This window comes from Occallatibacter savannae (genome assembly GCF_003131205.1).
Classification (GTDB): Bacteria; Acidobacteriota; Terriglobia; order Terriglobales; family Acidobacteriaceae; genus Telmatobacter; species Telmatobacter savannae.
In genome coordinates this window covers 98,272-123,258 of record NZ_QFFY01000004.1, presented here as the reverse complement: position 1 = coordinate 123,258, position 24,987 = coordinate 98,272, and the positions used below count along the sequence as shown (strand labels likewise).

Sequence of the window (24,987 nt, the reverse complement as noted above, 5' to 3'; positions counted from 1 at the left end):
TATAGTCAGATAGGAATGGCAGAAACCGAAAACAAGAAAGCCGCGGCACCAGGAAGTTCCCAGGACGGCTTCATATTCCTTCCTCTCATCGCAGGTTGGCTGATTCCTGGCGCGGGGCATTTCCTGCTGCGTAAGTGGGGACGGGGCGCACCGCTGGCCATCTCCATCATCTGCATGTTCGCCCTGGGGCTTGCCATGCAGGGCAAGCTTTACGCCAATGCGCACGACATCCTCGAGATCCTCTGCCTGCTCGGCGATCTTGGCAGCGGGTTGCTCTACCTCGTGGGAAGGGCGACCGGCCTTGGCGCCGATTCGGTACAACTCACCGTCGCGGACTGGGGTACGCGCTTCATCGTAGTCGCAGGTTTGCTCAATGTCATCGCTGCAGTGGACGCACACAATATCCGCACTGGGAGGAAGTCCTAGTGTTCTCGCCTTCCCACTTCACAGCAGTGCTGTTATTCGGTCTTTTTGCCTCGACGGTCTTCGGCATCACGCAACGTGAAACGCCACAGCGCATGTTCCGCTACGGTCTCTACTGCTTCTCTCTTTTCGTGGGTTCGGCCATCGTGCTCAGCTGGGTCATGTACCTGATCGCGCGCTAGTGCGCTGCCTGCCTGGCGATCAACCCTTTCACTACATCCAGACCGGCGTCTCGATGGACCGCGATATCCTGCGCGGTCGTGTGCACCAGTACATCCGGCGTCAAGCCCGCGTCCGGCTTAGCAGAGCTGGGAAAGCTTCCGATCAGAGGCAGGTCCATCTCGATGTTCGAGTGCGGAAGTCGCAGGAAGAAGAACGCACCGCCATTGATGCCTCGCTGATTCCCGCCGGTCGGCGTCCCTACCAGTGGTCCCAGACGATTCTGCTGAACCGTCTGCGCAAACTGAAACGTAGCCGAACTGTTGCTCGCATCCACGAGCACATAGACGCGCCCGCCAAAGTGCGTTCCTTCCGGCTTGACCACGTCCCCATCGGCATCATCGTCGTACTTCTTCAACCGGAAGTAGTGAACCGCGGGCGCGGTCGGCCACGGCTCATCCATTTCGACCGCACTTTCTCCCCAGTCCCTGAAACTCCTGTCCCAGGTGTCTAGATAAGGCAACAGATCCTCGGGGACTTTTCGATAACGAACGAGCCGTCGTGTAGCAGACAGCTTGAGATCGCTATTGATCAACCTGCTCAGGATGGCATTGCCTACATCCAGTCCGCCCTCATTCCCGCGCACATCGATGATCAGCGCTGGCGCATGTCTTGCCGCAAGTTCGTCCAGATGGTCTCCAAGCCATCGGTTCCAATCCCACTTGCTGTCATACAGAGCCCAACTCGGCATGCGGAGATAAGCAGCGCCTCCATCCAGATACTTCCACTCGAAAACTTCGGTGCTGCCGCCTTTCAACGCCTCCTCACGCGCCTTGATCGGCTGCAGCCGCTCTTCCGGCGTGAGCGCACCTGCTCTCACCGTCGACGTTCGGGATTCCCCGGGCTTGCGAACCTCGAGAACGTACATGCCTTCCTTGACGGAAAAGAACAGCGGATAGAAGACGTCGAACGTCTCCCAACGGTCATCTCCTTGAACTCCGAGCAGTGCAACCCGCTTCGCGTCATTCGAGCCATCCGCACGTGCCACCGTGATGAGCCGCTTTAGGATCGCTGCCGTCGGTGTTCCGTTCACTTTCAGCACACGCGTGCCTGCGGGCAACAATCCCTCACCGGTGAAGTCGCGCGTCACCACCATCTCGCTCCCATTCCACTCGAAGTAGAACGGGACCCGATCGCGACCGCTGAACAGTTCGTCCACCACCTGCTTGGGCTGATTGTAGAAATTTCCGTACGTATGCCCGCAGCGGATCTTCGCCGCAAATACTGAAAACGCCAGGTACGCCTCGCGCAACGGCTGATCGTGATTCAGCTTCTTTCTCAGTTCCGCGAAAGCCGCATCAATCTGTGCCGGCGAATTGTAGCGATAAAGCCCGGGATGCAGCTCCGTATAAGCTTCCTGCAGCACCTTCACGTCCGCCTGCAAATCGGCCGCTCTGAGGATCGTCTGCTTTGGCGACGAGGCTGCATCTTCGCTCCACGCAGTGGAGACCGTCAAACGAGACAGCCAGAGAACCAGGAGGAACGACCGGGAGAGCTTTTTCAGCATAGGGATGATCGAAGCCTACCAGCAGCGGAGGCAGGCTTTGAATGAATCCGGCAGCGATTCGACTTGATAAAACGAGGTGGTAGACCCGGCTCGTGTGCTGAAAACGAATCCCGATTCTCTAATCTAATCCCCGACTTTAGCGCCTCTCCCACACAGCCGCATCGAAGGTGTGCACGCAATCGTACCCTTCGCTCCTGTAGAGTTCGATCGCCTGCGCATTTGCTTCCGTCACCGTGAGGGATATTTCGCTGACGCCCTGGGAGAGAAAATGCGCTGCCGCCACTAGCAGCATCTTGCGAGCCAGCCCCTGCCTGCGAAACTTCGGGTGAACACACAGCTGCGTGATGTGCCCGCTCTGCGGACTCACCCGCGATCCCAGCACAAGCGCGGCAAGCTCGCGTGTACTGCGGTCCACAACCACATGCGAAGCATGCGGCGAGAATACCCCACACCCCGAGTACCGCACGATGTTGTGCAGAAATCTCATCGATCCGTTCACCGACCGATACTGGTCGTTGATCAGGCTGTCAGGATGTCCGTAGTAAGCGGTTGAGATCAGCCGGGCCGCCGCATTCAAGTCATCGTCCCGCCACGCCCTCAACTCCAGCTCCTGCGGCATCTCAACCCGCTGCCTGTTCCAATGTCCGGCCAGTGGTTGCACCATGAAGAGTCGTCTGTACAGATCGAATCCCGAAGCTCGAAATATCTCTGCGTGCGTGCCGGAGGGATGCAGCAGCAATTGCGATTCGATCCGGTCCACGCTGGGCGAGTTCAGCAGAGTCTCGAACAGATGTTTCAGCAGCGTCTCTTCAACCTCGCGCTCAGGCTCCGGTTCTGACTCCGCGGTCTCCGGACTCCGCCCCGGCATCGCGAACACATCTCCAATGACGGCCTTCGTCTCTTCGTAAACGCAGAAAGTGTAGCCGGTCACCTGCCCCGCTTCCAGCGCTGCATACCCGGGCAGAAGATGATTGTCGAGATACTGCATCAGCAGGCGCGCGCTTGAGCGGTAATCCCAGTGCAGCCGTTTGCTCCAGAGCTCGCCCTCGGCGTCCAGCACGGGCCGAAGCACCGGCGCGGCAAAATGTCGAAGGTCGAGAATCTCAAGACTTACGCCCGCTGCCATGCTTCTCTATCCTATGCGCGCCCCCACGGCTCGCCGCGCCCACTCGGCTCTTCCGGTCACTTTGACACGATTCGTACAGTTCCCGCAACCTACAGAGCGCTCGAACCTTGCCCAAACCACGCAGAACTCACCGCGGCCCCACCAGGTACACTTCCAGCCCCTGCTCCGGCCAGCTCAGGACCTCCTCATAGTGCCGGCCCTCCAGGTACTGCTGCAGAGCCGCCGGAGTATGCAGATCGACCCCGCCGCGACCCGCCACGCGCGCCACCAGCAGGTGCTCTCCCTCCGGCACTCCCAGATCCTCGTAGTTCACAACCTCCCGGTTGCGGTAGAACGCCAGCCCGTACTCCACGTCGCGCCGCACACGGAAGACCGCCACCGTCTCATCCCGCGGCGCCAGCTGCTCCAACCGCTGCGCGAGCGGCCGCGCTGAGTAAGACCGGTCCAGTACATGGATTACCCTCTTTGTCGCGGCAATCGCCGGTACGCCGAAGAACGGGCCCACGCCGTACAGGAAAAACGTCAGCACCACCAGCACGCCTGTCGTTGCCAGGCGAAGCCGCGCCACTCCATATCCCTTCACCACAATGATGATGAGCAGCGCCGCGCCGACCGAGGCCAGCAGTGCTACTGCCCACGCTCGCGTCGGGGGCACCTCCGGTCCATGGTTCACGAACCATGGCATCAGCAGCGCGAACATGGTCATCACCCCGCACAAGGCCGCATGGCCCACGAGTTCCCAGAGGTTCAAACCCACCTGCCGCTTCCTGAACAGATAATCTCCCGTCAGAATCGTGATCGGCGGAATCGAGGGCAGAATGTACCCCGGCAACTTCGACTGCGAGAAAGAAAAGAACACAATCGGGATGATCGCCCACAAGACCAGAAACTCAGGGAATGCGTCCCCCGGGCGGTTCGGCGCGCGCCGCTTCGGATTCAATCTCCGCAGCCGCCACTCCGCCACTGAAGTCTGCACGCCATCGACCAGCGCCCGTCCGGCAATCACCGTCCAGGGCATCACTGCCAGCACAACGACCACCAGGTAGTACCAGAACGGCTGCTGATGCTGATAGCGATTGGTCGCAAAACGCTCCAGGTTGTGCTGAAGAAAGAACTCCCGGAAGAACGTCGGGTTCTGATGCTGCACCGCGATGAACCAGGGCAGCGTAATCGCAAAGTACAGCGCGATTCCCGGCCACCAGACCGACCGCTGCACAATGGACCACTCCTTGCGCAGGAAAGCAAACGCACAGACGATCAGCAGCGCAAGAAAGGGGGCCACTGGCCCCTTCGCCAGCGTCGCCACTCCCGTAAAGAAGTAGATATCGAACAGCCAGAATTTGGAGTTCGTCTCGTACCACGCATACCAGCCCAGAAGCCCGATGGAGAGCGGCGCGGCCATCTGCATATCTGTAGAAGCGCCCCGCGAAAACCCGATAATCCCTGCGCAGGCGACGGTGATCAATGCCGCATCCAAATGCCCCCCGGGCCTGAAACGCCGCATATGTAGATAGATCAGGGCTGCCATGATGAACGCAAAGCTCCCGGATGGCAGCCGCGCGCTCCAGTCGTGAACACCAAACTCCTGAAAGACGAACATCGCACGCCAGTAGTACAGCGCTGGCTTCTCCAGCCACGGGTGCCCGTACAGATACGGCGTAACGCAGGCACTGAGCCGCTCCTTCAAGGCATGCGCTCCGTCAAAGCGCACCAGCATCTCGTGCGCTATCTGCGCATACCTGGGCTCATCGGCCCCAACGAGCCCCAGCCCGTCCCCGCCGAACAATGGAACTACTCCATAAAAAATGAAGAAGGCGCTGAAGGCCACGAACACAGCGGCCTCGCAGAAGGTCGCCCATGTCGGCAGGCGGAATCGTCGGCTCTCCGGTGATTCAGGCACTACTGGTTCCAACTGTGTTTCCACTTCCTGCAAATTCTCCAGACCAGCAATTCAAGCTGGTCTTCCAGTCGGCTTACAAGTTCACTCGACTGGCAGGAAAAGCCTCTGCGTCTAAGAAGGACCCTGGAACGCAGAAGCTAGGCTATCAGATTCCTGCCCTCGCTTCGCTCCCGCGCGCAAGCCAGCGCTGCCCTCAACTCTTCTACTATCTGCTCTTTCGCGCGACTCAACGGTCCATCGAGCGTGCACCCCGCAGCGTTTTCGTGTCCCCCACCGCCAAGTCTGCCCGCAATGGCTGCGACATTCACGCGTCCCTTGCTGCGCAAACTCACCCGCACCCGCTTCTCCTCGAGTTCACGCAGGAACGCCGCAACTTCCACTTCTGCGGTCGAGAGCGCGTAGTTCACGATGCCCTCGCAATCCTCCTCAACCGCGCAACTCCGGATCATGTCCTCCTGCGAGATCCAAAGCCACGCAACCCGTCCTTCTCGATGCAGGTTCTTCAGCGCCGCGCCCAGCAGCAATAGCTTTGATATCGGAGTCGAGAAGTACACCTGCTGAGCGATCCTGATCGGATCCGCTCCGGCCGCCACCAATTCCCTAGCCAGTTCAAATGTTGAGGCTCGTGTGCCGCCATAGACAAACCCGCCGGTATCCGTCAGCACCGTCGTGTAGATGCAGCTTGCTGCCTCGGGCGTCAGCGCCACACCTGCAGACCTGAACAGGCGGTAAACCATTTCGCCGACGCACGCCGCCTCACGGTCTATCCAGTTCAGATCGGCAAATGCCACTCCGCTGGCGTGGTGGTCGATATTGATGTGGAAGAAGCTCTCCAGCCCCTGCAGCCGCGTACGCTCCACCCCGTCGCACTCCAGAAGAATCACCGCGTCATACGGCCCATGCACACGCATCGCCGTTTGAATTCGGTCCGCCCCCGGCAGCGCCCGAAAGACGATGGGTACACGATCCGCGCTCACCATGTCGGCATGCTTCCCCATCCTCTTCAGCAACATCCCCATGGCCAGCATGCTGCCCACGGCATCCCCGTCTGGCCCTGCATGAGAACAGACCAGGAACCGTTCGCCTTCCCCAAGCACCTTCAGGATTGCCGCGATAGGCTCGTCCGCGTCGTCGCGCAGAGGGGCTGAACCAGCTATGGACGTGATCGCCTTCATGGCCTACTCGACGGGCGCCTTCTGCCGCTTGCGTGCGCGACCCATCAGTTCCTCAATCCGCGCCTGGAATCGTCCCGAGCGGTCCGCGAGAAACGTCAGATCCGGGACGTGCCGCACTCCCATTCGCTCTTTCAGCTCGAACCGTATGTATCCCTTCGCTGCTTCGAGCCCTGCAATGGTGTCCTCCTCGGCCTTCTCGATGTGCGGCACGGCATTGTCGACCGCCACATACACGCGCGCCGACTTACCACCAGGGTTGAGCGCCACCTCCGTCACGTAGCAGAACGAAATCCTGGGGTCGGAGAGTTCCCCCTCGATCATCGCGCCAATCTCCTCGCGAAGCGTCTCAGCCACCCGGTCCTGATGGTGTTTCCTTCCTCTGTGTTCCGGCATAATCAGCGCCTCCCGAGCGGCTTGAAGTAAACCAATCAGGATAACAGAGCCTTTTATTCCAATCCCACTTTCCGATCAGCTACAACCGAGGCTGAAAGACGCTACAATTCGGGGAATTCAGAACAGCAGTAGTTTTGGGACTTCGCACTGGGGCAAGAACTGGCGCAGAGAAGCCAGCCCGCACGGAACGGGCTGCACCTATGCGTTGAAAGGCCGGCGCAGAAGCTCAAAGAAGGACCTTTCATGCGCTCTCTGCGTTTGCTTGCCCTGGTCTGCCTCACGACCCTTTCGCTCGCCGGAATCCGTACACACTCCCAATCCGCGTCGTCCCGGTCACGCGCCAATCGAATAACCGAGAAGATTGACGACGAGCGTCTCCTTCCGCTCAGCGGCAACACGCTCCCCGTCGCCAATGCCGGGAACGACCTCGGCCGTGTCCGCGGCGACCTCGCAATGACCGATCTGGTTCTGGTCCTCAGCCGCGGTCCGGAGCAGCAGGCTGCCTTTGATGCTCTCGTAGCCAGCCAGTACGATCCCACCTCTGCGAGTTTCCATCGCTGGCTCGAGCCCAACGAAGTCGGCGAGAAATTCGGCCCTTCAACCGCCGACATCGCGACCATCGCAACATGGCTCACTCATCACGGACTCACCGTCGCTGAGATCTCCAAAGACCGGATGTCGATCCGCTTCAGCGGAAACGCCTCCCAGGTACAGGCCGCCTTTCACACCGACATCCACAATCTCCAGGTAAACGGCCAGAGGCACATCGCCAACATGCGCGATCCGCAGATTCCCATCGCGCTTGCTCCAGTCGTCGCCGGCGTTAAGGCCCTGCATGACTTCCGCCCCCACCCCCTCCACAGCCTCGGCAGCAAAGCGAAGCTCGACGCTTCAACCGGCAAGTGGAGCCGCCTCCCTGCCGATCCGACCCTCTCCATAGCAGCGAAAACAAGCGCCATCGTCCCGCATCCCGACTTCGGCATCACCGTTTCGACATCGGGAGGCGCCTACCCCATCGAAGACGTCACCCCCTACGACTTCGCTACCATCTACAACGTTTTTCCTCTCTGGAACGCCGGCACCGACGGCACTGGACAGACCATCGCCATCGCCGGCACCAGCGACATCAATCCGCAGGACGTCGCCAATTACCGCAGCGCCTTCGGCCTTCCCGCAGGACCGCCCGTCAACACCATCGTTGCCAACGGCGTTGACCCGGGCCAATGCACGGCATACGCCGGTCTGTGCACACTCGGCGATCTCTTCGAGAACACGCTCGACGTCGAAGTCTCCGGCGCGGTCGCAAAGAACGCGCAGATTGATCTCGTCGTCTCCGGCACAACCTCTCCCACCACCGATACCGTCTTCTCCTCCGCAAATTACGTCATCCAGAACAACACCGCCAAGATCCTCAGCGTCAGCTACGGTCTCTGCGAACTGTTCATGGGGACAAGCGGCAACGCCGCCTACAACAACCTCTGGGAGACCGGCGCCGCAGAAGGCATTAGCATCTTCGTCGCTACCGGCGACGCCGCGGCGCCCACGTGCGACCAGAATCTCGCCACCAGCGTTCCCTACGGCGCGCGCTTCGGCCTCTCGGTAAACGGCCTCGCCTCCAGTCCGTATGTCACCGCCGTGGGTGGCACCGACTTCGCTTGGTGCAAGCCCAGCATCAACTCCAGCGGCCAGGAGGTCGGCTGCTCGTCAACATCGCCCTGGTGGAATGCAACCAACTCCGCTTCAACCGGAGCCAGCGCCGCAAATTACGTCCCTGAAGTCCCCTGGAACGACACCTGCGCCAGTTCGCCCGGAGCAGCTTACCTGGAATCTCTCGCAAAGTATCTTGGCTACGCCGGCGTGACCGATCCCGAGACGGCCTGCAACTTCGTCGTCAACAACTACTCCTCCATCTACCAGCGCTACGGCATCAACCTCTCCTTCTTCGTCAACTCCGTCGGCGGGGGCGGTGGCGCGAGCACCTGCACCACCAGCAACACCAGCGGCACCACCACCACTCCCGATCCCTCCAGTTGTTCCGGCGGCTATGCCAAACCGAGTTGGCAGTCCGGCATCTCCGGCATGCCCTCAGACGGAAAGCGCGACCTTCCCGATCTCTCGTTCTTTGCCGGCAACGGCCTGTGGAACAGCGCAACTCTCGTCTGCGTCTCCGCCACTGGAAGCTGCGTCACCGGAACGACAACCTCGGGCGAGCCGGTCTCGCAGGAGGTTGGCGGAACATCGGTCGCAAGTCCGCAGATGGCCGGCGTAATGGCTCTCATCAATCAGAAAGCCGGTGTCAACCAGGGCAGCCCGAATCCCGAACTCTACGCGCTTGCCGCCAAACAATCCTGGACCGCCTGCACCGCTGAATCCGTAAAGACCAGCAGCGCCTGCTACTTCAACGACGTCGACTCCAGCACGATCTCCTCGCCCTGCCAGGCTGGCTCTCGCGACTGCACCGTGACGCACACTGGCGACACGTGGGGTCTGCTCTCCGGATTCAGCGCCGGCAGGGCTTACGACCAGGCCACTGGACTCGGCTCGCTCAACGTCGCCAACGTCGTCAACGGTTGGACATCGCTTCTCGGCACCACCCCCGCCAGCATCACCCTCACTCCCGCGCAGAACACCCTCGTGCTCGACCAGCCTCTGCAGGTCGCAATAACCGTCGCAGGATCGTCCGGCACTCCCAGCGGAAACGTCACCATCGTCGGCGGCGGATACGACGGCGGAGCACAGACGCTGGCCTCCGGCGCTTACACCTTCACCATCCCGCCTTTCTCCCTCGCTGCAGGCAGCTACAAGCTCACCGGAAGCTACCAGGGCGACTCCACCTATGCACAGGCCAGCGCCACTGCGTCCATCACGGTCAACAAAATCACGCCGACTGTCTCAGTGACCCTCAATCCCACCTCTATCGGCGCAAATACGCCCATCACTGCGAACATCACCGTGGCGGGAGCCGCGACCGATCCCAAGCCCACAGGAACAGTACAACTGAGCGGCGGAGGCTACACGTCCTCTGCCTGCACGCTCTCGAGTGGAGCCTGCTCGATCACCATCCCGTCCAACAGCCTTTCCAACGGAAATATCACCATTACGGCTACATACGCGGGCGACACCAACTATCAGACAGCGACCGCCACCGCAACCGAAACAGTCAACGCCCTCAAGCCTGCGGTGACAATCACGCCAGCGGTCAGCTCGCCAGATACAGTGACCCCACTCCCGATCACAATCACCGTCACCGGCAGCGGACCCACCCCGACCGGTTCCATAGGTCTCGCCGGTGCTCTCGGCGGTACTCTCGGCAACGGCCTTCAGCTCACATGCACCCTCTCCGGCGGCTCCTGCTCCATCACCATGCTTGCCGGTTACTTGTATGGTGGCGCAGATACGCTGACAGCCGCATACTCGGGGGATACCACCTATCTACCCCAGACTGCGACAACCGTAGTCACCGTAAACAAAGCGAACCCGGTATTCGATGTCACTCCTTCCTCGGCCAGCATCTTCACGAACAACGCGCTTACGCTGACCGGATCCATCGCTAGCCCCGTGCAACAGCCCGTCGGAGCCCCGTGGGTGACACCCACCGGATCGATCTCTGTCACTGGCGGCGGGTACTCCGGTAGCTTCGGGGGTGTTGGACCTTGGACCCTTGACTCTCCGTACACCTTCATCATTCCCGCGGGAAGCCTCGCCGCGGGAACCGATATGATCACTCTCACCTACTCGGGCGATCGATTCTTCAACGCGGCCACAACATCGACAACCCTGGTCGTCAATCAGTGGACTAAGGTTGCATCCACTCTCTCGCTCACACCGGCATCCCCATCGTCAAATACCGGACAGTTGCTCAACGTAACAGCAGTCGTGACCGGCGGGAACGGCCCCGCTACTGGAACCGTGACTCTGACCAGCGGAACCTACAACTCCGGTCCGTGGCCGGTATTTGCCGGCACCGTCACCATTCCCATCTATCCCAATTCACTTACGGCTGGCGACGACACCATCAACGCCACCTATAGCGGCGATCCCACGTATCTCTCCTCCACCGCTGCCTTACCCATCACCGTCACCGCGTCAACATTCTCGATCGCGGCACAACCACCGGCTCCTTCCATCAAGGCGGGACAGTCGGCTGTTGTGAACATCGGGGTCAACACAACGACTGGCTACACTGGGACGGTCAGCTTTACATGCGCACTCACAACCCACCCAACGAGTGCGATCAACTTGCCTTCCTGCACTCAGGGTATATCCGCTTACCTGGACAACTCTCACATCACCACGATTGGCGAAGTGCAGATCACCACGACCGCTACCAACGCGTTCCTCACTCGCCCGGTCTTTCCCGGTTTCGGCGCTGTCAGCGGTGCAGCATTCGCAACCTTTGTGTTTTGGTTCCTACCCGTGCGTCGCCGCAGCTCGCGCGCTTTCCTGGGCCTCACCGTCGTTCTCTTTGTCTTTGCAGGACTCAACGCCTGCGGCGGAGGCGGAGGCTCAAACACTACTGGAAGCACAGGAAACTCCGGTAGCGGAGGAGGCACGAACGCCACCGGCACCACACCCGGCGTCTACACCTTTACCGTGACCGCGACGGGCAACCCCGCCGTTTCCCCAGCACCCACCACTACATTCAACGTCACCGTGAACTGATGCGCCCCCTCCGGTCTGACTCGGGGCTGTGCCCCGTTCGTCGCGAAGCGATGAACGGGCGCGCATCCCCCTTCATCTGGCGATCGCTATCGCTTCCCCGACCGGCCCTGAAACCTTCTTTCGCGACAGAATTCTTTCGAGCACCTGCAGCACCCGCTCATTGCTCGCACGGTCCTTGATTGCGATCCGCAGCGCCCGCTCACCAAGCCCCGTACCCATGCCGGCGACATCGCGCATGAATACATCCGCCTTCTTTGCGGCCTCGATCACCGCCTTCGCGCTAAGCTGCGAATCATCGAGATGAAACATCAGGAAGTTCGCCTCGCCCGGCACAATCTCGTTAATCCCGAGCCTCCGAAGGCTGTCCTTCATCTCTAGCCGCAGCCGATGCGTCTCCGCGTAGCGTTCCGCGTAGTAGGCTGGATTCTCCAGCGCGCGAACCGCTGCCACTTGCGCTGGCAGACCGACAATCCACGGCGGCGTAATCGTCTCGAGTTCCGCCAGCTGTCGCGGAGATCCGCACATATACCCCACGCGCATCCCGCTCAGCGCATATCCCTTCGACATGGTCTTGCACACCACCACGTTCTCGCTCTCCGCGGCCAAACGCTCCAGTGACTCCGCGGAGCCGACGTAATCGATATAGGCTTCGTCAATCCACACGCGCGTCTCAGCCGGCGCTCTTCTGACTACCCGCTCCAACTCTGCCCGCTGAACATGCCGCCCCGTTGGATTGTTCGGATTCACCAGCACCACGAGATCGAAGCCCTCACGGATCTTCCATGCAAGTTCGTTCGCATCGACCTGGTATCCATCGCGGCGCGAAAGCATCAGCCGTTCCACCCGGCATCCGATTACTCTTTCAAGCACGTGCTGATACTCGCCGTACATGGGATCGAGAATCAGCACGCGCGATTTGCGATCGAGCCAGTGCCGGAACGCTCTATAGATCAAATCCGATGACCCCGCACCGGGAAGCACGTTCTTTGCTCTCACTGCCCGATACCTGGCGATGGCATCGCGCAATCCCTCGCACTGCGTCGGCGGCGATGTCCGCATCAGCCACGGAAGATGCTCGTCGAGCGTAGCCAGAGCGCGCGGCGATGGCGGGAACCACGCATCCAGAACATCGGCGTTCATCACCTCTGCACGGCGGCTCAGCGTTTCGAATCCCGCCCCGATCGACTCGAAGAATGCTCCGCCATGAAAACAGCAGGGCGCCTTCGAGAAAGAAAAACCGAGCTCCCACTCGACCCGCGCTTGAAGCCGCTCAAGCAGCGCGCGCTCTCGCATCGAGAACCTCTGCAGCTCGGACACCGACGTCTTCATCAGTTCGTAGTAGACCGAGCCCGCAACAATGCGCCGCCCGAGAAGCTGTGCACCAAAATTCTGATAGATGCTCAGCACCTCGTCGCGGCCCATGGCGATGATCTGTTCACCGCCGTGCTCTTCGACCCACCGGAATGCGCCGTACATCAGGTAGGACGCGATGCCGCTGTTCCGGTGTGCCGGCGAAACCGTGAGTACCCTTACCTCATACGTGCGGTCATCCAACATAAGGGGTAACTCGTCGCGTCGCACGTACTTCTCAATCGAGTACCTGCCTAGCTCCGGCGGTGTGATGCTGATAAAGCCGGCCAGCTCTCCAGCGATCTTCGCGACGATGTAGACGTTGCCCCCGTCCAGCCCGTCAGACAACATCCCATCCTGCCGCACCTCGCACTGTCCCAGTTCGGCGGCGTACACATCGTGCCGCATGCGATAGATCAGCGGGCGATCATCTTCCTCCGCCAGCGCGATGCGGACCTTCTCCGCGCTTTCCTTACACACTGAGGGCTCTCTTCCGTCCTTACCGATTGACCTCTGCATGTGCCTAGAATAAGAGCCCTAACCGCCGCGAAGAACCCCTCCTGTGTCACTTCCCAAAGTGCTCGCATCCTCAGTGATCAGACGGCAGAGGTACACCTCTGGAGGACTTCACGTCCCTCACTGACAACTGAAAACTGGCAACCGACAACTGCTTCTAGCAGCTCCCGTTCGGCCGTACCGGGCTACCCGCCTCTTGCGTCGGCATTGTCTGCTGCGCCGGCAGCTGCGGCGGTGAGAATCCGAGCAGGTTCCCTGCGCATTCCGTAATGGTGCTTGCAGTTGCCGTCTTGATCGGCGGCAATGAGGGCACGGACGTATCCACCTTGCTGAAGTTGAATGCCGTCGTAAGATCTCCCACAGCCGATCTGCGCCACGCCGACAGGTTCGGCACCTCGGCCCCGAACCGCGTCTCTAGAAACCGCAGCATCGACGTATGGTCAAACACATCCGACGACACCAGTCCGCCCCGCGTGAAGGGCGACACGATGATCATCGGCACGCGGAACCCAAGCCCGATCGGTCCCGTAAGAAGCGGCGTTCCACCATACGAAGGGTCCGGTACCGGCGCAGCCGTCAGGTACTCCCCGGCAGTTCCCGCCGGCGCAGTCGGCGGCGGCACATGGTCGAAGAAGCCGCCGTTTTCGTCGTACGTAATAAACAGCACCGTCTTGGCCCACGCGGCCGGATTCGCAGTCAGTGCCGTGATCACGGCCGAGACCGTCCCCTCTCCAAAGAGCGCGGGCGACGGTGGATGATCCGAATCCACCACCGATGGAACGATCCACGACACCTGAGGCAGATTGCCCTTCGCGGCATCCGCCACGAAATCCGTTGGAAACTGCGGCACGAACGCATTCTTGTAGAGCACACCGCCTGGATCTTGAAAGTTCTTGAAATACGGCAGAACGTTGTCGCTGTAGACACCGTTCAGCACGCTCGCGTCCGGTGAGTTATACACCTTCCACGAAATTCCCCGGGCCTGCAGCTGCTCCGGCATGGTCGTATAGGTCAGCTTACCGATCATGGAAGAACGAGTAGACACCAGAGTCTGCACAATGGGGCCGCCATTCTTGCCATCGGGATCAATCGACGCGGCCATCGTGTATAGCCGGTTCGGATCCGTGGGCCCAATCACGGAGCAGAAGTAGTTGTCACAAAGCGTGAACGCATCGGCTAGCCCGTAGTAGTACGGCACGTCGTCGCGCGTGTAGTAGCCCATCGACAACACAGCATCGTTCGCATTGATCGCCAGGCGCGACGTGACAAACCCATCCATCTTTCCGCCGTCCCAGCTCTGGTGCTGCGGAACCCAGTCATGCGTAATGTCGTGCGTACAAGACGCATTGGTCGTCGCCGTATCCAGGTGATACGGCAGCAGCACGCCCGCTGGCGCACTCGAAGTATTGTTCGGATAGGGCTGGTTGTAAGCCGCGCTCTGATCGTTGAACCCGCGCACGCCTTTGTACGACCCAAAATAGTGATCGAACGACCGGTTCTCCAGAACCATGATCACCACGTGCTCGATATCCGTGAGCTTCCCGCAGGAACTGGTGCCCGGCAGCCCGATTTTCGTGCCGGCCTTTGATCCGCATCCCGGAATCAGCGAGCCGGCTAACCCCGCTGCGCCCGCGATCGCCCCTGTTCTCAGTACTTCACGCCTTGAGACTCTCTTCATAGACATATGGACGTTTGGATGCCGATTCCATACCCTTCGCGGCGTATCCTCACCACGAGAACCGAAGCAGCGAAGTGGCCTGCCGCGGCAACTCCATCTCGATCAGCAGCTTGCCATCGCGAACATCCACCCACTGCGGCGAACTCAGCAGTTCCAGGTGCCCCGCTGCCGTCAGACGTGCATACTGCTCCGGGGTCGGCGATTGCGGCGACCCCATCTGCTTCCACACCGTGTACGCATTGCTGTGTGTCTCATCGATGCGGTAGTGCTGCAGCAACACCCGGCTCACACCCGCCGGTATTCCGGTCACCGAAACCTTCACAGAAGCTGGCGCAGCCGGTAGATCGTCGTCGTGATAGTTCCACAACATCACAGCTGCCTGGCGCTCTGCCTTCGTGGCCTGCGCATCCACATCGGCCTCGCCGCGCACGCCGTTCTTCAGGACATCGTCCGTCGGCACGCGTCCTGTGCTGCTCACCAGTACGCGGTCACCTCCCATCAGACCCGCCATCCTGAAGACATTCAGCACCGGCTTGTCGATCCCATTCGTCGCCAGCGTCCGAAATCCCTCGAAGTAATCCTTCCCCTCGAACTCGAACGACCACGACAGCATCCCCGCCAGATTTACATGCGCCTCATCCTCCAGATCGAAAATTCCCTTCATAGCCGCCGCCGTATACGTCGCATACAGCGGCCCATTACGGTAGGCATTCGCCGGGTTCTCCTTCATCGAACATGCCGCGCACCCCTCCGGATCCGCTTCGCTCAAAACGATCGGAAGTCTGCGCAACCGCGGATATTTCGCGACAATCTCGAAACCTGCTTTCGCCGCTTTCAGCTCCGCCGCAAAGCCCATTCGCACGTGGCCGTCCACCGTCTCCGGATGCCCCTTGGGATGGAACGAAATGAAATCGAGCGGCACGGGCCTGCCATCCGCAGCGCTCTTATCGTTCAAGCAATGCCGCAGAAACGCATCCAGATACGCCGAGTTCTTCTCCGAACCCGGCCCCGTGGTCGCCGGACCGCCCACCTTCGCCTCCGGCAACACCCGCCGCACCCCCGCCACCGCATAGTCATAAAGCTTCAGATACTCGGCTTCCGTTCCATGCCAGTAGATGATGTCCGGCTCGTTCCACACCTCGAAGTACCACGTCTTTACCTGCTCTTTCCCATACCGCTGCACCAGGTGCTCCGTGAACTTCCGCACGAGCTCGCCCCACATCGCATAGTCCTTCGGGGGATTGTTCGACGACCCGCCCATGGTGGGCTTCGGATAGTGCAGCTGATATTCGCTGATGCCCGGCACCTCCGCCGCCAGATCCTTCGGCATAAAGCCAAGCTCAACAAACGGACGAACGCCGGCCTTCTGATACTCGTCAAAGGTCTGGTCCGTGATCGTAAAGTCGTACACCGGCTGCCCGTTCGCATCCAGCCGGAACACGTTCGACGAGCTCCACTTCAGCTCCGCGACGCCATTACCCGATGTCAGCAGATGATGCGCGCGGATATACACCGGCTCGGGACTCAGATCGTGCAGCTCCCGCAGCAACTGCTTGCCGTACTTCATCGTCGTGTAGTTCGACTCGTCGTAGCCGAACCACCGGTACATCGGCGTATACGGCCCCACGCTCTTCGCCAGATCCACCCGAACAAATACCGGCTCATTCGGTCCGCCCTGCGCCGTCGCGCCCGAAACACTCAACATTCCCGCAATCACCGCAACCAGAAACGTCCCCATCAACCTCATCCCCTCATCGCTCCGTTCCCGCTCCACTCGTCACATCAGCACCTTAAACCCTTGACTCTCCTCAAGAGGCATAAGATCATTATGCCTATGTCCTTTAGGCCTAAAGAGGGAATGCCTCCCGGCGCGCTTCCTATGCTCATCCTCCGCGTCCTCCAGTCAGGCTCGCTTCACGGCTACGCCATCGCCCAGCGCATTCACGTTCTCTCCAGTGAAGTGCTTGCCGTTGAAGAGGGTCTGCTCTATCCCACGCTTCAGAAGATGCTTGTCAAAGGCTGGGTTGTCGCGGATTGGGGCACCTCCGAGACCAACCGCAAGGTCCGCTTTTACAAACTCACCCCACAGGGCCGCGCTCAGCTCAAAGCCGAACTGGCAGGCTACGACCGCATGACCCAGGCCATTCAAGACGTTCTTCGCACTGCCTAGGAGGCTTCCCCATGGGCGAACTATGGCGCCGCATCTCGTACCTTTTTAACCGCCGTCGTCTCGACTCCGAACTTGAGTCGGACATGGAGTTCCACCGCGAGATGGCCACCCGCGCAGGCCGGAACAATTTCGGCAACACCCTCCGCATGCGCGAACAAGCCCGAGAAGCCTGGGGCTGGACCTGGCTCGATCGCCTCCTGCAAGACATTCACTACGGCGCCCGCATCCTCGCCCGCTCCCCCGGATTCACGGTCCTTGCAGTCCTTGTCCTCGGCATCGGAATTGGCGTCAATGTTGCCGCGTTCAGCTTCTTCAACATGGTCGCGCTCAAGCCTCTCCCTGTACGCGATCCCGCATCCCTTGTGCGTCTCGAGCGGCGCTCTTCCGATTCCTACACCAGCGAGATGGCCTACCCATCCTTTGCTTTCTATCGTGATCACGCCCGGACCCTTTCAGCCGCGATGGCCATCCTTGGCGTGCCTCCCATGCAGATCGATGACGATCTGCAGCCCACCAGCGCCTCCTTTGTCACGCCGAACTACTTCACCGAGCTCGGCACACCTGCCGCATTCGGACGCCTGTTCACGCCCGCTCTCGACGACTCGCCGGCTTCGCAGCCCTCCGTCGTCCTCAGCTACGAGCTATGGCAGCACCGCTTCTCCGCCGACCCCGCCATCATTGGCCGCACCATCCGCATCAGCAAGCGGCCCGCCACCGTCATCGGCATACTCCCGTACGACTTCGCCAGTCTGGGCGGGCAGCACCCCGCGCTCTGGATGCCGATCGCCCAGCAACCATATTTCATTCAAGGCAGTAAGGTACTCACCGACTGGAACGATTCCACCCTCCACATGTGGGGCCGTCTTGCTCCGGGCATCAGCTCGAAGGTTGCGGAACAGGATCTTCGCGCACTCACAGACGAGATCCGCAAGCAACATCCCAATGCCGTCTGGGATAACGAGTTCATTCAGAGCTCCCCCGGCGGTCATCTGCAGATCATGCAGCCCAGAATGTACGAAGCGGCCGTGATCGTAGGCGTGCTCACGCTCCTCATTCTCGCGGTCTCCTGCGCCAATCTCGGCGGTCTCATGCTGGCCCGTGCAGTTGCCCGCGAGCGCGAGATCGGCATTCGCATCGCCATCGGAGCCGGCCGCTCGCGCATCCTCCGCCAGCTCTTCACCGAGAGCCTCATGCTTGCTTCGCTCGGTTCCGCGGCGGGCCTTGCCCTCGGGTGCGTGACCATGCGCGTACTCCTCTCGCTGCCCGATACGCCTCAATGGGTGAGCGCAGTTCCGGACTGGCGCATCCTGCTCTTCACCGCAGTGCTTACCTTCCTTGCAGCAACTTTCTTCGGTCTGGCTCCGGCTTTGCAGATCGCCCGCCAGCGTCAGCAGAAGACCATCGTTCGCCAGATCCTCGTCGCTGCCCAGGTCGCTGCCAGTTGCGTTCTGCTCATTGTTGCCGCGCTACTCGTTCGCGCCACGCAACACCTCATCTACACCGATCCCGGCTTCGGGTACGAACAACTCATCTCCATCGATTCACAGCTTGGCAGGCATGGCTACTCGCCCGAGGCTGCTCGCGCTTACCTCCAGCAGATGCAGACCCGTCTCAGCTCCGTTCCCGGAATCACCTCAGTCGCACTCGTAAGACTGCCGCCCCTGGGCCACACCATTTCCAACAGCACCACCCAGATCAACGGCCGCACCGTCACCATCTACCAGAATTGGGTGGAACCCGGGTTCTTCACCACCATGAGGATCCCACTTATCACGGGCCGCGACTTCATGCGAGGAGAGAAGCGCGCAGTCATCGTAAGCGAATCCTTCGCCCGGCAGCAGTGGCTAGGCCAGAATCCGCTCGGAAAAGAGATCGGCGAGGGCGCCGCGAAAGATACCGTCGTCGGCGTAGCTGGTGATGCGCACATCAACGCACTCAACGACGACGATGCCGCCGAGCAGTACTGGTCCGCGCAGCCGGACGACATGCCCGGCATGGTCGTGATTGCACGCGCTTCCGGTGAACCCGGCTCATTCACTCCCGCGATCAAGTCCATCAGCCAGAGCCTCGATCCCAAAACACTGCCCGAGATACGCCAGATCAAATTGCTCTACCGCGAGAGCGTGTCGCATCTTGAATTGATCGCAACCGCGGTCAGCGCCGTCGGCATCGTCGCGGTCGCCATGGCCGGCATCGGCCTCATCGGCCTTGTCGCGTTCACGGTATCGCAGCGCACCAAGGAGATCGCCATCCGCATTGCTCTCGGCGCACGCCCGGCCGCCGTACTCGCCGCAGTCCTCCGCCAATTCTCGTGGCCGGTACTGCTCGGCCTCATTGCCGGAACCGTCGCGGCAGGTTTCGGCTCGCGTCTGCTACGCATCGTGCTCTACGGCGTCAGCAACCTCGATCCGATCGGCTACGCCGCCGCACTCATCGTCCTCGCTGCAATCGTCGCAATTGCTGCGCTGCTGCCGGCGCGCCGCGCACTCCGCCTCGATATCGCACGCACCTTGCACTACGACTAGCCATCCACTCAGCCGCTCAACGATCGCCTCTCGCCGGATGGTACACTCCGGCGAGGAGCTGCATGCAGGCAACAGCCATTGAGTTTCGCCTTCGCATGGCGATCAATTCCGTCATCATCATTCTCGGCTTCTGGGCGCCGTGGATCGAGGGATGGAATTTCGGCAGGCGCAGCCCGGTGATTGAGTTGCTCGCACTTCAGCTCAGCCGCTTTGGCATCGGCAGCTTTAGCGCCGGCACCACCGCTCTTCTGATTATCGCCCTCGTTCTCGCGCTCATCGCGGCGCTCCTGCGCATCTCTGGAGCAGCCTGGCTCAGCCCCGGCGTCGTCAACAGCATCAACATGGTTGCGGGTCGCGTGATGGCCGACGGCCCATATCGCTACGTCCGCAACCCGCTCTATATCGGACTTTGGTGCATGGTTGCTGCACTCGCGTTTCTCATGCCTGCCACCGGCGCGATCTTCTCGCTCGTGCTGATCACCGTGTTCATGATCCGGCTCACCTTGGGCGAAGAAGCTTTCCTATCCACGCAACTCGGCGAGCCGTATGAAGCCTACCTGCGTGCTGTCCCGCGCTTCATTCCGCGCCTACGCGGTGCTCCGACCTCATCCGGCGCCACGCCGCAATGGCTGCGGGCTTGCGTGGCGGAACTCATCCCCATCGGCACCGTCGTCGGCATCATCGTATACGCGCGCAACTACGATCTGGCGCTCGCCGGACGCATCATCCTGATCGGATTCGGCGCCTCAGTGATCGTGCGCGCCTTCCTGCCCGGAAGCGTCCTTAGCTCTGCGCCGCAGAAATAGAAGTGGACGCTTCGCGTTTACCAAGACGACCTAGGTGCGTAAACCCGAACCCATCCGAGTACTTCAGCCCATAGCCCAGCAGCCGATCCACTCCAATGTGATTCACCCAGATCAGCGCGATCGGCAGCAGAGCGTACGCGTGCAGCAGCCACCCCAACAGCGCAAGTACGCCCGGCAGCAGATAGGTATGCGCCACGTTGTAGTAGCGCGCGCCAAGGCACGGCCGCTTGAGATAGGCCAGCATCGAAAGATCCGGCGCAAGCCATAGGCCGGCAAATAACCACCAGCTCGCACCCGTCCGCGCATACAGCACTGCGGACGCCCCCGCTGCCACCAGGCCCTCGAGCCGGAGCAGTATCGCCACCGACCCCGTCACCGCTCCGCCCGTAGCCGACAGATTTTGAACCTGCGTCGCCATGCTCTTTGGATGTCCTCACATATAAAAGTTGCGCAAACTTTCCGTCCGGGCTGCGCCTCATTCCAACGCAGCGAAAAAGGGGAAGAGCTTTCGCCCTTCCCCCAGCTTGTACTGCACCCCTCAGGAAATGAAACTACTTCTTCGGCGGCGCAATGGTGTCCTTGGCCGACTTCGCCACGCGGAACTTCACCACGGTCTTCGCCTTGATCTTGATTGCCTCGCCCGTCTGCGGGTTGCGGCCCATGCGCGCCTTGCGCTCTGCCTTTACGAGGCGCCCGATCCCGGGGATCACGAATACGCCGTTCTTCTTGGTCTCCTTGATCGCGGTCTCTGCCAGAAGATCAAGGAATCCTGCTGCCTGCTTGTTGGTCAGTTCGAGCTTCTCGGCCATATGCCGGGTCAGCCCAGTCTTCGTCAGTCCTGTTGCCATGTGATGTTCTCCTTCGCTGGTTGTTGCCTGGTATCCCGCCGCCCTGCCCTTTCAGCAATCCATCTGAGAGCTTTAAGCGACCGCATGGGGGAGGTGCGACCTCGGGCGTTTCTCAGCCTCTGTTCGAAGCGCCCGGAGGCAACGTAGTGCACGAAACCCCTTTATTCATGCGGGTTCTCGAGAACCCTGTCGTTCGTAACAATGCGGCCTGGGATGGCTCCAAGTCAATCGAAATCTTCGGCTTTTCCACAGTTTTCTTGGGTTTTTGGCCGTTTTGAGCCGAAAAAGCCTGTTTTTATCGGGTTTCTAGTACCTTTGGGTCAGAAAACCCTCGTAAAACCGCCCTCCCCCGCTTCTCTAGTGCAGCCCGAAAAGCACCTTCCGCTTCGGCGCAACCGACGCGGCTATCGGCGTATTCAACGCGTCCACCATGGGCGCCAGCAGTTTGAAGTGCTTCACCAGCACCTTTGCGAAATCCTTCCGCTGCGCCGCCCCCGCAGGCAGAGTCGTGCTCATCCCCCACTGCTTGCAGCGGATCAGATCCATCCCCGGATGCTCCGCGGGAAATCCCTTCGGCGGCCTCGTCAACGCCTCGCCCTCGAAATCGCTGAACGTCTTCCGCACCGACGGCTTCTTCAGAATCTTGCGAAATTCGTCATGGTTCTCCAGCAGCCAATGCCGGATCGCGGCCAGCTGCTCTTTCTCCGGCATGTATGCGCCCGCCGCAATCACCACTCCCTTCGGACTCACCTGGAAGTAGTAACCCGCTCCTGACGTCTTATCGAAACCCGTATGCGTCCACCACGCAGCAACGTGTGTCTTGTACGGACGCTTGTCATGGCTGAACCGCGTGTCGCGATAGATCCGGAACAGGCTCTTCTCCGCCGGTCGCACATGATCCGGAGCGAAGTCCAGCATCGCCTCAGTCACTTTACGCACAATCGCCAGCATCGGCTCCTTCAGCAACGCGTCGAAATCCGCCTTCCGCGGCTGAAACCAGTCGCGATCGTTGTGCTTGGCAAGATTGCGCAGAAACGTAATCGCTTCCGGCCGCAAATACGCCGCCGGTGCTGCTGCAGAAGCCTTCTTTGTGCTTGGCATACGATTGCCAGTGTAGAAAAGCGCAAGCCCCAGTGCATGCACAGCCGGCGTAATTCCTGAGGAAATCGGATTGACTGTTGATAAGCAATAGAAGCGGATGCCCCAGAGCCTGCTCTGAGCAAAGTCGAAGCGTCTCGCTTCTGAAACCTGGGACGATCGTGCGTTGTGGATGCTGAAAGCTGAGAGCTGAAGGCTGACAGCTCAACGAATGATCTTCAACGCCGCCCTGAACAGCCCGTCGAAATCCGCAGCCAGTTCCTTCTCCTTCGCCACGGACTGCTCGATCGCCTTCTCCGCGGCAGGCCTCTGATATCCGAGATTCGTCAGCGCTGAAAGCACATCGTCCACTGCCGGTCCAGCCACTGCGCTCGGCGTCGGAGCCACCGCGAAATCTTCCAGCTTGTCTTTCAACTCGACGACAAGCCTCTCCGCGAGCTTCTTCCCCACCCCTGGAATCCGCGTTAACTGCGCATGATCCTGCGATCGAATTGCCTGCACCGTGCGCTCCGGTGACAGCCCGCTGAGAATCTTGATCGCCAGCTTCGGCCCAACGCCGCTCACCGTAATCAGCCGCTCAAAGAGCCGCTTCTCCTCGCGATCGAGAAACCCGAACAGCGCAATCTGGTCTTCGCTCACCTGTGTGTGAACGTGCAGCGACGTATCCGCGCCAACGCTCGGCAGCGCCGTAAACGTCGGCACCGAAATCGCAACGTCGTAGCCAACGCCGGCGCACTCCACAATCGCCTGCCCCGGTTCTTTCTGAATCAGCTTGCCCCGCAGATGCGCGATCATTGCGTTCTATTGTAGAAGTCCCATCCGCTTCGCAACGCGCTCCAGTGTCTCTAGCGCGCGATCCATCTGCGCCATCGTGTGCTCGCTGGTCAGGATAAGCCGAATGCGCGCCTTCCCCTCCGGCACCGTCGGAAACGCAATGCCCGTCCCCATCACGCCTTCCTCAAACAGCGCGCGCGAGTACTCCATCGCCGCACGACCCTCGCCGATAATCACCGGCGTGATCGGCGTCTCCGTTGCCGGAGTATTCACCCCGCCGATGTTGAAGCCCGCCTGCTTCAACTCGCCCTGGAAGTACCGCGTATTCGACCACAGCCGCTCGATCCGCTCCGGCTCCTGCTCCAGAATGTCGAACGCCGCAATGCAAGTCGCCGCCACCGACGGCGGATGCGAAGTCGAAAACAAAAACGGCCGCGCGCGATGATACAGATAGTCAATCAGGTCCTTCGAACCGCATACATATCCGCCCAGCGCTCCGATTGCCTTCGACAGCGTGCCCACCTGCACATCCACACGCCCGTGCATTCCAAAGTGATCAACAGATCCGCGCCCGTTTCGCCCCAGCACGCCCGAAGCATGCGCATCATCCACCATCATGATCGCGCCGTACTTCTCCCCCAGCGCCGCCAGCTTGTCCACCGGCCCAATGTCGCCGTCCATTGAAAACACGCCATCGGTGATCACCAGCTTGTGCCCCGGCTCATTCTCGATCTCTTTCAGCAACTCCTCGCAGTGCGCGACGTCCTTGTGGCGAAACACCTTGATCTTCGCCCGCGACAGCCGCGCTCCATCAATAATGCTCGCGTGATTCAGTTCGTCCGACAGGATGAAGTCTTCCTTGCCAAGAATCGCGCTGACTGTCCCTGCATTCGCTGCGAACCCGCTCTGAAAGACAACGCACGCCTCAACGTTCTTGAAGCGAGCAATCTTCTCCTCCAGCTCCATGTGGATCCGCATCGTCCCGGCAATCGTTCGTACCGCGCCCGACCCCACACCCAGCTCCCGCGTCGCCTTCAGCGATGCCTCAATCAGCTTAGGATGATTCGCTAGTCCGAGATAGTTATTGCTCGCCAGGTTGATGACTTCCTTGCCGTCGTAGTGGCACACCGGTGCCTGCTGGTCATCCAGCACGCGCAAGCGGAAGTGCGTTCCTTTCGCCTTCAGTTCATCCAGAACGCCAGTCAAATAAGCAAGCTGCGGACGCGTAGCAGTCTCAGTCATATTCCTCACCCCAACCCCAGAAGAATACCGCGCCGACCATTCATCGCGCGCAACGCAAACAGGAACCACCCGAAACTGATTTCTGCCTCTAGTCCCTAAACCTCAGTCCTTAGTCCCTAGTCCCTAGTCCCCTGACAACTGATTACCAGCCCGCTCGTCACTACTTCCTTGACACCCCTATCTATCTAGGCCTAGGTTTCTATGTACAAAGAAATCTAGGGGTCTACCCGCACATGGCCAAAAACGATCTTCAGGGAACGCTCGACCTCCTCGTCCTCAAAACGCTCGACCAGAACGGCACACTGCACGGCTACGGCATCGTCCTCCACATCCAGAGCGCGTCGAACGACCTCCTGCGCGTCGAAGAAGGCTCCCTCTACCCCGCTCTCCACCGCATGGAGCAGAACGGCTGGATTTCCTCCGAGTGGTCGCTCACCGAAACCAATCGCCGTGCCAAGTACTACAAGCTCACCCCGCAGGGCCGCCGCCAGCTCGAGGCCGCACAGGAAAGCTTCGACCAGCTCGTCCGCGGCGTTCGCGCCGTCCTGCGTTACGCCTGAACGCCCACCAATCCG

At 60.5% G+C, this 24,987-nt stretch carries 20 protein-coding genes; 7 read left to right on the top strand and 13 right to left on the bottom strand.

The genetic code is table 11. The annotated features are described in order from the left end of the window. Positions 1–15: 15 nt before the first annotated feature. Entirely contained in the window at positions 16–426 is a 411-nt protein-coding gene (locus DHV10_RS15555) for a DUF6677 family protein (protein ID WP_109487311.1), read from the top strand. Then, positions 426–605: a hypothetical protein gene (locus DHV10_RS15550; protein WP_109487310.1), complete on the top strand. Its 180-nt coding sequence runs from the start codon at positions 426–428 to the stop codon at positions 603–605. Before DHV10_RS15555 ends, DHV10_RS15550 begins: the two co-directional genes overlap by 1 nt. Here DHV10_RS15550 and DHV10_RS15545 read toward each other — a convergent pair. The 5 genes from DHV10_RS15545 to rbfA form a co-directional block, all read right to left on the bottom strand. Beyond that, complete coding sequence (locus DHV10_RS15545; RefSeq protein ID WP_109487309.1) at positions 602–2,149, bottom strand: S41 family peptidase; 1,548 nt, start codon at positions 2,147–2,149, stop codon at positions 602–604. The genes DHV10_RS15550 and DHV10_RS15545 overlap by 4 nt on opposite strands. Positions 2,150–2,285: 136 nt before the next feature. Further along, positions 2,286–3,275, bottom strand: a complete 990-nt coding sequence (locus tag DHV10_RS15540; protein ID WP_109487308.1) for a GNAT family N-acetyltransferase — start codon at positions 3,273–3,275, stop codon at positions 2,286–2,288. Positions 3,276–3,402: 127 nt separating this feature from the next. Then, the gene (locus DHV10_RS15535; RefSeq protein ID WP_239461771.1) at positions 3,403–5,175 is read right to left on the bottom strand and encodes an ArnT family glycosyltransferase; all 1,773 of its coding nucleotides are present in this window, start codon (positions 5,173–5,175) and stop codon (positions 3,403–3,405) included. Between the two features lie 137 nt (positions 5,176–5,312). Beyond that, positions 5,313–6,350 (bottom strand): DHH family phosphoesterase, encoded by a 1,038-nt coding sequence (locus tag DHV10_RS15530; protein WP_109487306.1) that lies wholly within the window; start codon positions 6,348–6,350, stop codon positions 5,313–5,315. Between the two features lie 3 nt (positions 6,351–6,353). Beyond that, entirely contained in the window at positions 6,354–6,743 is a 390-nt protein-coding gene (rbfA, locus tag DHV10_RS15525) for a 30S ribosome-binding factor RbfA (RefSeq protein WP_109487305.1), read from the bottom strand. 243 nt (positions 6,744–6,986) lie between these two features. Here rbfA and DHV10_RS15520 point away from each other — a divergent pair, with 243 nt between their 5' ends. Further along, a complete protein-coding gene (locus DHV10_RS15520) occupies positions 6,987–11,405 on the top strand; it encodes an Ig-like domain repeat protein (protein WP_109487304.1) in 4,419 nt (1,472 codons plus the stop codon). 72 nt (positions 11,406–11,477) lie between these two features. Here the strand turns inward: DHV10_RS15520 and DHV10_RS15515 are convergent, their stop codons facing one another. The 3 genes from DHV10_RS15515 to DHV10_RS15505 form a co-directional block, all read right to left on the bottom strand. Continuing rightward, positions 11,478–13,235, bottom strand: a complete 1,758-nt coding sequence (locus tag DHV10_RS15515; protein WP_162601574.1) for an aminotransferase class I/II-fold pyridoxal phosphate-dependent enzyme — start codon at positions 13,233–13,235, stop codon at positions 11,478–11,480. 193 nt (positions 13,236–13,428) lie between these two features. After that, entirely contained in the window at positions 13,429–14,949 is a 1,521-nt protein-coding gene (locus tag DHV10_RS15510) for a phospholipase C (RefSeq protein WP_162601573.1), read from the bottom strand. A 49-nt stretch (positions 14,950–14,998) separates the two neighbouring features. Then, positions 14,999–16,696: a GH39 family glycosyl hydrolase gene (locus DHV10_RS15505; protein ID WP_109487301.1), complete on the bottom strand. Its 1,698-nt coding sequence runs from the start codon at positions 16,694–16,696 to the stop codon at positions 14,999–15,001. A gap of 81 nt (positions 16,697–16,777) precedes the next feature. On the opposite strand from DHV10_RS15505, the gene DHV10_RS15500 reads away from it, so the two are divergent. The 3 genes from DHV10_RS15500 to DHV10_RS15490 all read left to right on the top strand — a co-directional run bounded on the left by DHV10_RS15500 (position 16,778) and on the right by DHV10_RS15490 (position 20,450). Then, entirely contained in the window at positions 16,778–17,119 is a 342-nt protein-coding gene (locus tag DHV10_RS15500) for a PadR family transcriptional regulator (protein WP_239461769.1), read from the top strand. A gap of 11 nt (positions 17,120–17,130) precedes the next feature. After that, positions 17,131–19,644 (top strand): ABC transporter permease, encoded by a 2,514-nt coding sequence (locus DHV10_RS15495; RefSeq protein WP_109487300.1) that lies wholly within the window; start codon positions 17,131–17,133, stop codon positions 19,642–19,644. A 62-nt stretch (positions 19,645–19,706) separates the two neighbouring features. Continuing rightward, the gene (locus DHV10_RS15490) at positions 19,707–20,450 is read left to right on the top strand and encodes a methyltransferase family protein (RefSeq protein ID WP_109487299.1); all 744 of its coding nucleotides are present in this window, start codon (positions 19,707–19,709) and stop codon (positions 20,448–20,450) included. On the opposite strand, the gene DHV10_RS15485 is transcribed toward DHV10_RS15490, so the two are convergent. From DHV10_RS15485 to DHV10_RS15465, 5 genes are all read right to left on the bottom strand, one after another. Next, positions 20,428–20,868, bottom strand: coding sequence for a DUF4260 domain-containing protein (locus DHV10_RS15485; protein WP_109487298.1), 441 nt, complete (start codon positions 20,866–20,868; stop codon positions 20,428–20,430). The genes DHV10_RS15490 and DHV10_RS15485 overlap by 23 nt on opposite strands. 133 nt (positions 20,869–21,001) lie before the next feature. Further along, positions 21,002–21,298 (bottom strand): HU family DNA-binding protein, encoded by a 297-nt coding sequence (locus DHV10_RS15480; protein WP_109487297.1) that lies wholly within the window; start codon positions 21,296–21,298, stop codon positions 21,002–21,004. A 357-nt stretch (positions 21,299–21,655) separates the two neighbouring features. Then, positions 21,656–22,399, bottom strand: a complete 744-nt coding sequence (locus tag DHV10_RS15475; protein WP_109487727.1) for a DUF2461 domain-containing protein — start codon at positions 22,397–22,399, stop codon at positions 21,656–21,658. A gap of 201 nt (positions 22,400–22,600) precedes the next feature. After that, positions 22,601–23,191 (bottom strand): Holliday junction branch migration protein RuvA, encoded by a 591-nt coding sequence (ruvA, locus tag DHV10_RS15470; protein WP_109487296.1) that lies wholly within the window; start codon positions 23,189–23,191, stop codon positions 22,601–22,603. Positions 23,192–23,197: 6 nt separating this feature from the next. Further along, complete coding sequence (locus DHV10_RS15465) at positions 23,198–24,412, bottom strand: glycine C-acetyltransferase (RefSeq protein ID WP_109487295.1); 1,215 nt, start codon at positions 24,410–24,412, stop codon at positions 23,198–23,200. Positions 24,413–24,645: 233 nt separating this feature from the next. On the opposite strand from DHV10_RS15465, the gene DHV10_RS15460 reads away from it, so the two are divergent. After that, a complete protein-coding gene (locus tag DHV10_RS15460) occupies positions 24,646–24,972 on the top strand; it encodes a PadR family transcriptional regulator (protein WP_109487294.1) in 327 nt (108 codons plus the stop codon). The last annotated feature ends 15 nt before the right edge of the window (positions 24,973–24,987 follow it).